Genomic DNA, 10,846 nt, shown 5'->3' on the forward strand with positions numbered 1-10,846 from the left:
TGACGGCGAACGGGAAGCTCGACAAGCGGGCGTTGCCGGAGCCGGACGGTCGGGCGTTCGGCCAGGGCGGCTATGTGGCGCCGGAGAACGTGGTGCAGGAGCGGCTGTGCGTGGTGTGGGCCGAGGTGCTCGGTGTGGACCGGGTCGGCATCCGGGACAGCTTCTTCGAACTCGGCGGCGACTCCATCCGCGCCGTCTCCCTGGTCGGCGCGCTGCGGGCCGAGGGCTTCGACCTGAGCGTGCGGGACGTCTTCGACAGGCGTACCGTCGCCGAACTGGCCGGCCTGCTGGGTGAGCGGTCCACCCTGGTCGCCGAGGACCATGCCCTGGTCGAGCCGTTCGCGCTGATCAGCGACGACGACCGGGCGCTGGTCCCGGACGGGGTGGTCGACGCCTACCCGCTGTCGCAGATCCAGACCGGCATGGTCATCGAGATGCTGGCCGACGACCAGCAGAACAACTACCACAACTCCAGCGCGTTCCGGATCATGGATGAGCGGCCGTTCGACTTCGCCGCCTTCGAGCGCGCGGCCGCCTGGCTGGTCGCCCGGCACGACATGCTGCGCACCTCGGTCCACCTCACCGGGTACTCGGTGCCGATGCAGCTGGTCCACCGGACGGCCGAGGTGCCGATCGGCTGGACCGACCACGGCACGCTCGACGCGGCCGGGACCCAGCACGTGCTGCAGGAATTCGCGACCAGCGAGCGTGCCCGGCCGTTCGACCTGACCCGGCCGACCCTGATGCGCTTCTTCGTGCACGTCACCGAGCCCGACTCGTGGTGGATCTCGATCACCGAATGCCACCCGGTCATGGAGGGCTGGAGCTACCACACCATGCTGATGGAGCTGGTGCGGGCGTACCAGCGGATCGCCGCGGGTCAGGAGCCTGACGCCGAGCCGATGCCGGCGGTGCGCTTCGCCGACGCCATCGCCGGCGAGCTCACCGCGCTCGACTCGCCGGAGACCCGGGCGTACTGGCGTGACGTGGTGGGCCGGTACGAGAAGTTCACCCTTCCGCGCGACTGGGGCGACCGGAGCGTGGCCGAGCGGACCGCGTACCACACCCGGATCCCGTGGACCGACCTGGAGCCGGGGCTGCGGCGGCTCGCGGCCCAGGCCGGCGCGTCCATGAAGGCCGTCATGGTGTCCGCGTTCGGCAAGGTGCTCAGCCGGCTCAGCGAGGAGCCCGCGGTGCACGCCGGGCTGGTCTACGACACCCGCCCCGAGGTGCTCGGCGCCGACCGCGTCTTCGGCATGTACCTCAACACGCTGCCGTTCCCGTTCGACCCGATCCGGGGCACCTGGCGCGACCTGGTGACCCGGACCTTCCGCCGCGAGGTCGAGTCCTGGTCGCACCGGCGTTACCCGCTGCCCGCGGTCCAACGCGACAACCCCGGCCGGCAGGGGCTGATCGAGGTCTTCTTCAACTACCAGGACTTCCGTCAGATCGACACCGAGCTGGTCGACGCCACCCAGGGGCTGGACGACAGCCCCACCGAGTTCCCGTTGACCGCCTCCTCGCGGGCCGGGCACATCTTCCTGACCTCGGACGTCCGCTCGCTCACCCCGGCGAACACCGACCGGATCGCCGGCCTGTTCCGGACCGTGCTGGCCGCGATGGCCGCCGACCCGGACGGCGACGCCACCATCGCGCTCGCCACCCCTGACGAACTGCGTGACCAGCAGGATCGGGCGGTCGGCGCGCCGCTGCCCGGCGACTACCAGCCGGTGCTGGAGCTCTTCGAGCAGCAGGCCGCCCGTACGCCGGACGCCGCCGCCGTGGTGACCGGCGGCCACACGCTCACGTACGCGGAGCTGGACGACCGCGCCGAGCGGTACGCGGCCGCGATCACCGCCCGCGGCGCGGGCCCGGAGTCGGTCGTCGCCGTGCTGCTCGACCGCGGCCCGGAACTCGCCGCCGCCCTGCTCGGTGCCTGGAAGGCGGGTGCCGCCTACCTGCCGCTCGATGCCGGCTTCCCGGCCGAGCGGGTCGCCGGGATGGTGGCGGACGCCCACGCCGCCGTCGTGATCACCGAGCGGGAGCTCCTGCCCGGCGTCGCCGACGTCCCCGCGGACCGGCGGCTGTTGGCCGAGGACCTGCCCGCCGACCGGCCCGCGGTAACCGGACGGCCCAGGCCGGATGCCGACCAGTTGGCGTACGTCATCTACACCTCCGGCTCGACCGGCCGCCCCAAGGGCGTCGCCGTGTCGCACCGAGGGCTCGCCAACCACGTCTCGTGGGCGGCGCGGACCCTGGCCTCCCGGGGAACCGGCGGCGCGCCGCTCTTCTCCTCGGTCGCGTTCGACCTCGTCGTGCCGAATCTGTGGGGACCGCTGGTCACCGGGCAGCCGGTGACGATGGTGCCGAACGAGGTGGACCTCGGCGAACTCGGCGCCCACCTCGACCGGCACGGCCCGTACAGCTTCATCAAGCTGACCCCGGGCCACCTGGAGGTGCTGACCACCCAGCTCGCCGCGGACCGGGCGGCACGCCTGGCTCCGGTGCTGGTCGTCGCCGGCGAGGCGCTGACCCGGCATGTGGTGCGCGCCTGGCAGGCGAAGGCGCCCGCGGTCGAACTGATCAACGAGTACGGCCCGACCGAGGCGTCCGTCGGCACCTGCATCCACCCGGTCGACGGGCCGGTCCCCGACGTCGTCCCGATCGGATCGCCCCTGCCGGGCATGGTCATGCGGGTCCTCGACCGGGACCTGCGTCCGTTGCCGACCGGCGTCACGGGTGAGCTGTACGTCGGAGGCGCCGGCGTCGCCCGAGGCTACCTGGGCCGCCCGGACCTGACCGCCGACCGCTTCCTGCCCGACCCGTACGGTCCGCCCGGCGCGCGCCTCTACCGCACCGGCGACCTCGTGCGGCTGCTGCCGGACGGCGCCGTCGACTTCCGCGGGCGCCGCGACGGCCAGCTCAAGATTCGTGGCTACCGGGTCGAGCTGGGGGAGATCGAGGCGACGCTCGGCGGCCTCGACGAGATCACCGACTGCCGGGTCGTGGCCCGCGAATCCGGGCCGGACGGCGAGCGGCAGCTCGTCGCCTACCTGGTGGCGAACGGTGAGATGAACCGCGCGTCGATCCGCGAGCGGCTCACCCGCGCGCTCCCGGACTACCTGGTGCCGTCGGCGTTCGTGCAGCTGGAACGGCTGCCGCTGAACGCCAACGGCAAGCTGGACCGGCACGCCCTGCCGGCCCCGGAGGAGACGGCGCCCGGGTCGGGCGGTTTCGAGACCGCCACCCCGTTGCAGGAACGTCTGGTCGCGGTCTGGTCCGAGGTGCTCGGCCGGGCGGCCGGCGTCCGCGACGACTTCTTCGACCTCGGCGGCGACTCCATCCGGGCGGTGGCCCTGATCGGCGCGCTGCGGGCCGAGGGCTGGGACGTGTCGGTCCGCGAGATCCTTCAGCACCGCACGGTCGAGGCGGTCTCGCGGCTGCTCACCGGCCGGGACGCGCTGGACGCGGGCGACCGCGCGGCGGTGGCGCCGTTCGAGCTGGTGCCGGCCGTCGACCGGGAGCGGCTGCCGGACGGGCTGGCCGACGCGTACCCGCTGTCGATGAACCAGTCGGGCATGCTGATCGAGCTGCTCGCCGGGCACGACGACCGGCGCAGCTACCACAACGTCAACGTGTACGAGGTGCGCGACGACCAGGGCTTCGACCCGGACGCGTTCGAGCGGGCGGTGCGCGAGGTGATCCGGCGGCACGACGTGCTGCGGACCTCGGTCCGGCTGACCGGCTACTCGGAGCCGATGCAGCTCGTGCACCGGGTGGCCGCCGCGCCGTGCTCGTGGCGCGACCTGCGGCACCTCGACGCCAGGGAACAGTTCGACGACATGTCGGCGTTCGTGGCCGCCGAGCGGGCGGACCTGTTCGACCTGTCCTCCGACGAGCCCCTGCTCCGGGTGCACGCCCACGTCACCTCGGACACCGAGTGGCTGTGTGGCTTCACCCAGAACCACGCGCTGCTGGACGGCTGGAGCAACCAGCTGTTCCTGATGGACGTGCTGGAGTGCTACCGGCGGCTGCGCGACGGGACCGCGCCGGAGCGGTGGGACGCGCCGGCGGTGCGGTTCGCCGACACGGTGGCGGCCGAGCGCCGGGCGCTGGAGTCCGAGCGGACCCGCGCGTACTGGCGAGACATGGTCCGCGACCACGTGAAGCTGACCATGCCGGCCGGGTGGAGCGGCGACCGGGACGCGCCTGCCGAGGTCGTCCGCGCCGGGATGTCCTACGCCGACCTGGAGGAGGGCCTGCGGCGCCTGGCCGCGTCCGCGCGGACGTCGGTGAAGAGCGTGCTGGTCGCGGCGCACGCGAAGGTGATGAGCCAGCTGACCACTGCGCCCGGTTTCCACACCGGACTGGTCACGCACACCCGGCTGGCCGAGCCGGGCGGCGACCGGGTCTACGGCAACTTCCTCAACACCCTGCCATTTCCCGTACGCCCGGACGCGCGCACCTGGCGCGACCTGGTACGCCAGGTCTCGGACACCGAGATCGAGATCTGGGACCACCGGCACTTCCCGATGCCCGCCATCGCGCGCCCGGCCGGCACCGGCCGCCTGGTCGACGTGTTCTTCTGCTACCTCGACTTCCACCGGATGGACACCGAGGCGGCCGACGACAGCCAGGCGTTCAGCGACGCGCCGAACGAGTTCGCGGTCGGCATCGTCACCCTCGGCGGACGCCTGAGCCTGCGCAGCAACAGCCACGTGCTCAGCCACGAGCGCGCGCGGCAGATCGTCGGCATGTTCCGCGACGTCCTCGCCGCCATGGCCGCTGATCCGGACGGCGACGCCCGCGCGACGTTCCGGCCCGAGCCGCAGCCGCGGACGGCGCTGCGCAAGGTCCGGCGCCCGGGCCGCGGACGTCGGCGCCAGACCCCGCACGAGGTGTTCGCCGACCGGGCGGCGCGGACCCCCTCCGCCGTCGCCGTGATCGACGGCGACACCGAGCTGACCTACCGCGAGTTGGACGAGCGGGCGAACCGCCTGGCCCACCGGCTGCGCACGGCCGGCGCGGGCCCGGAGACGGTGACCGGCATCTGCCTGCCGCCCGGCGCCGACGCGATCTGCGCGGTGCTCGGCGTGCTCAAGACCGGCGGCGCCTATCTGCCGCTCGCGCCGGGCGGCGACCTCGCACCCACCCGGGAACTCGGGCTCACCGCGATCGTCACCGGCGACCCGTCGCTGCACCCGGTCACGGTCGCGCCGGACGGTCCCGGCGACGCCGCCGCGCCGGAGGTGACTGTCGATCCGGAGACGGCGATGCTGGTCGGCCCGGCCGAGCCGTACGCCGTGGTCAGCCACGCCGACGTGCTCAGCGAGGTGACCGCCGCGCACCAGGCGGCCGAGTTCGACGAGTTCGACGCCTGGAGCCTCGACGCCGGCTGGGCGGACGACCCGCTGCCCATCTGGGGTGCGCTGCTGTACGGCGGCCGGCTGGTCGTGCTGCCGCCGGACGAGACCCCGGCGCGACTGCTGGACCGGCTGCGCCGGCACGAGGTCTCGGTGCTGTCGAGCCGGGCGGACGACCTGCGCGACCTGGCCGCGCCGATCGCCCGGGACGAGGATCTCGCCGTACGCCTGGTGCTGCTCACCGGCGACGCGGGCCACCCGGACGACCTGCGCCCGCTGGTGGCGGCGGACGGCGACGGCCCGGCGGTGGTCAGCCGCTACCGGCGGGCCTGCTGGCGGCAGCTCGAGCCGGCCGACCTCGACGATGCGCGGTTCCCGATCGGCGACCCGCTGCCCGGCCGCGAGCTGCGGGTGCTGGACGCGCAGGGCCGCCCGGTGCCCGACGGTGTGCCGGGCGACCTCCACCTGGGCGGCATCGTGCCGCGCGGCTTCACCGGGCGTCCCGCGCTCACGGCGGACCGCTTCCGCCCGGACGCCTTCGGGCCGGCCGGGTCACGCCTGTTCGCCACCGGGGACCGGGCGGCGGTCCGCGCCGACGGCGCGCTGGTGCCGCAGCCGTCGTCGGCCGACGACGGCGAGGAGGGCGAATCGGAGTACGAGCCACCGCGGTCCCCGCTGCAGAGCCGCATCGCGGCCATCTGGCAGGAGGTGCTGGGCCGCACCCCGATCGGCGTCCACGACATGTTCTTCGACGTGGGCGGCGACTCGATGCGGGCGCTGGCCGCGGTCGGTGTGCTGCGCGAGGAGGGGCTGGACGTCTCGGTCCGCGACCTGTTCCGCCACCCGACCGTCGCCGAGCTCGCCGATCGGCTGGCCGGCCGCGACCGGCACCCCGGCGACGACGAGCCGGTCGCGCCGTTCGCCCTGATCGACGACGACGACCGGGCGAAGCTGCCGCCGACGGCGGTGGACGCGTACCCGCTCTCGCAGGTGCAGGCCGGAATGGTCGTCGAGATGCTGGAGGATCCCACGGCCTACCGCAGTTTCGTGGCGTACGAGGTGATCGGCTCCGAGTTCGACGAGGCGGCACTGCGGGCCGCGCTGGTCGAGGTGACCGGACGGCACGACGCGTTGCGCACCTCGCTGCACCTGACCGGGTTCTCGGTGCCGACGCAGGTCGTGCACGGCCCGGCCGACGTGCCGGTGACCGTGCACGACCTGCGCGACGTGCCGGCCGACCGGCGCGACGAGGAGTTCCGGAAGCGGCTCGCCGCCGACCAGCACGCGCCGTACGACGTGGCACGCACGCCCCTGCTGCGGGTGGTCGTCGCCCGCCTCGAGGACACCCGCTGGTGGCTGGGCCTCGGCCTGCCGCACGCGCTGAGCGAGGGCTGGGGCCTGGCGATGGTCCAGGCCGAGCTGCACGCGGCCTACCGGGCGCTGGCCGCCGGGGACACCCCGCCACCGTACGAGGCGCCACCGGTGCGCTACGCCGATTTCATCGCCGCCGAGCTGCGGTCCCTGGCCGGGGACGAGGACGCCGCGTACTGGAGATCGGTGGTGGATGATCGAGAGGCGATCGGCGTTCCCGCGGTCTGGGCCGGGCCGGACGATGTGCCCTACCAGCACCTGGTGCCGCTCGACGACCTGGAGCCACGGCTGCGGGAACTGGCCACCGGGCTGCGCGTCCCGGTCAAGAGCGTCCTGCTGGCCGCGCACGTGGCGGTGATGGGCCGGCTCACCGAGACCCGGCGCGGCCATGTCGGCCTGGTGACCGACGCGCGCCCCGAACTCGCGGGCGCGAGCCGGGTCTACGGCATGCACCTCAACACGGTGCCGTTCGCCGTGGACCGGACCGCCGCCCGCTGGCGGGAGCTGATTCGCGGCGTCTTCGCCCAGGAGACCGCGTTGTGGCCGCACCGGCGGTATCCGATGCCCGCGATCCAGCGGGACTCCTCGGCCGGGCGGCAGGTGCTGACCGCGTTCAACTACGTGGACCTGGCCGGGGTCGGCCCGCGCCGGCAGGACGCCGACGGCGACATCGGCGCGACGCTCAGCCAGTCGCACACCGAGTTCGACCTGACCGTGCACTGTCGGCCCGACCGGATCAACCTGACGACCCGTACCGGGGTGATGAGCCGGGAGAACGGCGCCCTGCTGGCGAAGATGTACCGCACCGTGCTGGAACGGATGGCGCAGGACGCCGACGGTGACGCGCGGGCGTCGGTGCTGTCGCACGCCGGCCCCGGACCGGACGCGGCCGAACGGGAGCCGTTCACCTTCGACCCGGTGCGCGGACTGGCGAAGTGGGCGGCCGAGACCCCGGACGCGCCCGCGCTCGCCGGCGACGTCGGGACCGTCAGCTGGGGACAGCTCGGCGCGGACGTCGACCGGTTGGCCGGCCGGCTGCGCGCGGCCGGTGTCGGACCCGGTGTCGTGGCGGCGGTCTGCCTGCCGGCCGTCGTGGCGCGGGTCACCGCGGTCCTCGCCGTCCTGCGGGCGGGTGGCGTCTGCCTTCCCCTCGATCCCGAGACCCCGGTCAAGCGGCTCGCGTTCCAGCTCGCCGACGCCCGGGCCCGGGTCGTCGTCGCGGACCGCGAGTCCGCGCTCGACACCGACCTGCCGGTACTTGTCACCGGCGACGGGGCCACGGCGGCGCCCGAAGGCGAACCGGCACCGGAACCCGAGCCGTCGGACCCGGCCTTCCTGCTCTACACGTCGGGCTCGACGGGACGGCCGAAGGGCGTGTCGATCAACCGCCGCGGCGCCGGCAACCACCTGCTCGCCAAGGTGGCCGACCTCTGCATGACGGCGGCCGACACGCTCGCGCAGAACGCGCCGCCCACGTTCGTGGTGTCGATCTGGCAGATGCTGGCCGGCACCGCCACCGGGTGCTGCGTCCGGGTCGTCCCGGAGGCTGTCGCGCGCGACCCGCACGCCCTCTTCGCCCTGGTCGCTGACGGCGAGGTCACCGTTCTGGAGGTCGTGCCGACGCTGTTGCGCGCGGCGCTCGACGGCGGCGTCACCCTGCCGCCCGGCGCCGCGCTGCGGCGGCTGGTGGTGACCGGCGAGGCCTTCCCGGCTGAGCTGGCCGCCCGGTGGCTGGCGCGGTTCCCGCAGGTCGGCCTGCTGAACTCGTACGGGCAGACCGAGTGCGCGGACGACGTCGCCCACCACGCGCTGACCACTGCCGACGGGCTCATCCGGGTGCCGATCGGCCGGCCGGTCCGCGGCACCCGACTGTACGTCCTCGACGAGTGGGGCGCGCCGGTGGTCGACGGTGTGCCCGGCGAGCTCCACGTCGGCGGCCTCGGCGTGGGCGACGGCTACCTGAACCAGCCGGCGCTGACCGCCGAGCGGTTCGTCCCCGACCCGTGGGGCCCGGCCGGCGGTCGGCTCTACCGCACCGGCGACCTCGCCCGCCGGCTGCCCGACGGCACGCTTGACTACCTCGGCCGCTCCGACCAGCAGGTGAAGGTCCGTGGGCACCGGATCGAACCGGGCGAGATCGAGGCAGCCCTGACCCGGCACCCCCTGGTGCGGCAGGCGGTCGTCGTGCACCGCGACGACCGGTTGATCGGTTACGTGGCGGCGGCGGACGAGCGGCCGACCCCGGCCGAGCTGCGCGCCGCGCTGGAGGCCGAGCTGGCCGCCTACCTGATTCCGGCCGCCTTCGTGGTGCTGGACGCGATTCCGCTGTCCCCGAACGGCAAGGTCGACCGCGCGGCGCTGCCCGAACCCGGCGCCGAGGCGCTGGCGGTGACCGAGTTCGTCGTGCCCGCCGACGACCGCCAGGCCGAGGTGGCCGGGCTGTGGGCGCGGGCGCTCGGCGTGGAGCGGGTCGGCCTGCGCGACGGATTCTTCGCGCTCGGCGGCGACTCGCTGCGGGCGGTCGCGCTCGTCGGCGACCTGCGAGCGGCCGGATACGAGACGACCGTGCGCGACGTGCTGGACGCCCGGACCGTCGAGCGGCTCTGCGAGCGGCTGCGCCCGGTCGGGGCGGACGCGGGCCGGCGGTACGTCGAGGCGTACGCCCAGATCGGACGTGCGGACCGTGATCTGCTTCCGCCGGACGTGGTGGACGCCTACCCGTTGGGCCGCACCCAACTGGGCATGGTCATCGAGGCGATGTCCGGTGACGGCCGCGGCGCGTATCACATGGTCAACATGTTCCGGGTGACCGACGGGCACCCGCTGGACGAGGACGCGCTGCGCCGGGCCGTCGCGGTGGTGGCCGACCGGCACGAGACGCTGCGCACCTCGATCCGGTTGACCGGCTTCTCCGCGCCGATGCAGCTCGTGCACCGGCAGGTGGACGTTCCGGTCGAGGTAAACGACCTGCGAGACGTGGACCCGGCCGAGCACCCCGCGATTCGCGAGCGCCTGGTGGCGCGCCAACGCGCCGAAGCGTTCGATGTCGCGGTCGCGCCGCTGGTCCGGGTGCTCGCGCACCAGGAGAGCGACGAGGCGTGGTGGCTCACCCTGACCCAGACGCACGCGCTGACCGAGGGCTGGAGCACCCACCAGGTGCTGATGGAGCTGCTGGACTGCTATGACCGGCTGCGCCGAGGCGCCGAGCCGGAGCCCTACGACCGGCCCGGAGTCCGGTTCGCCGACGCGATCGCGGCCGAGCGTGCCGCGCTGGCCTCGGACGAGGACCGCGCCTACTGGGAGCGGATCACCGGCGACAACGCCGGGGTGACGTTGCCGCGGGGCTGGGCGGGCGACTCGGACCGGCGAGTGTTCCGGCAGATTCCCTACGACGACCTGCTCGACGGGCTGAACGCGCTGGCCGCCGAGACCGGCACGTCGCTCAAGACCGTGTTGTTGTCGGCGTACCTGAAGGTGCTGGGTCAGCTGACCGACGAGCCGGCCTACCACGCGGGCATGGTCGTCGACACCCGGCCGGAGGAGCCGGGCGCCGACCGGGTGCCCGGCATGTACGTCAACACGCTGCCGATCGCCGCCGACCGGACCGCGGCGACCTGGCACGACTTCGTCACCCGGGTCTTCGCCCAGGAGCTCGACGTGTGGCAGCACCGGCGTTACCCGATGCCCGCGATCCGCCGCGACGGGGGCGGCGACCCGCTGATCCAGATCTTCTTCAACCACCTCGACTTCCGCGGCGTGGACACCGGCCGGGTGGCGGCCGGCACCCGGACGACGAACTCGCCCAACGAGTTCGCCCTCTCGCTGATCAGCCAGCACGGCCGGTTCCACCTCGGCAGCAGCGAGCGGCACCTGGATCCGGCGAGCGCGGACCGGCTGGCCGGCATGCTGCGCGCGGTGCTGGAGTCGATGGCCGCCGGTGGCGACGGCGACGCCCGGGCCACCTACCTGCCCGCGGGTGAGCGGGAGCTGCTGCTCCGGCAGGCGTCACCGTCCCACGGGACGCCCGTCGACCGCTGCCTGCACGAGTTGTTCGAGGAGCGGGTGCGGCGGTCGCCGGATGCGGTGGCGGTGGTGGTGGGTGGGGTGTCGTT

The 10,846-nt window shown here is 74.1% G+C and carries 1 protein-coding gene; it reads left to right on the forward strand.

What is annotated here, in order from left to right; translation table 11 throughout:
• A partial coding sequence (locus tag ACLQ2W_RS33645) for an amino acid adenylation domain-containing protein (protein WP_425791902.1) occupies positions 1 to 10,846 on the forward strand: 10,846 nt, incomplete at both ends.

The sequence above is a fragment of the Micromonospora sp. DT227 genome (genome assembly GCF_049841835.1).
Taxonomy (GTDB): domain Bacteria; phylum Actinomycetota; class Actinomycetes; order Mycobacteriales; family Micromonosporaceae; genus Micromonospora.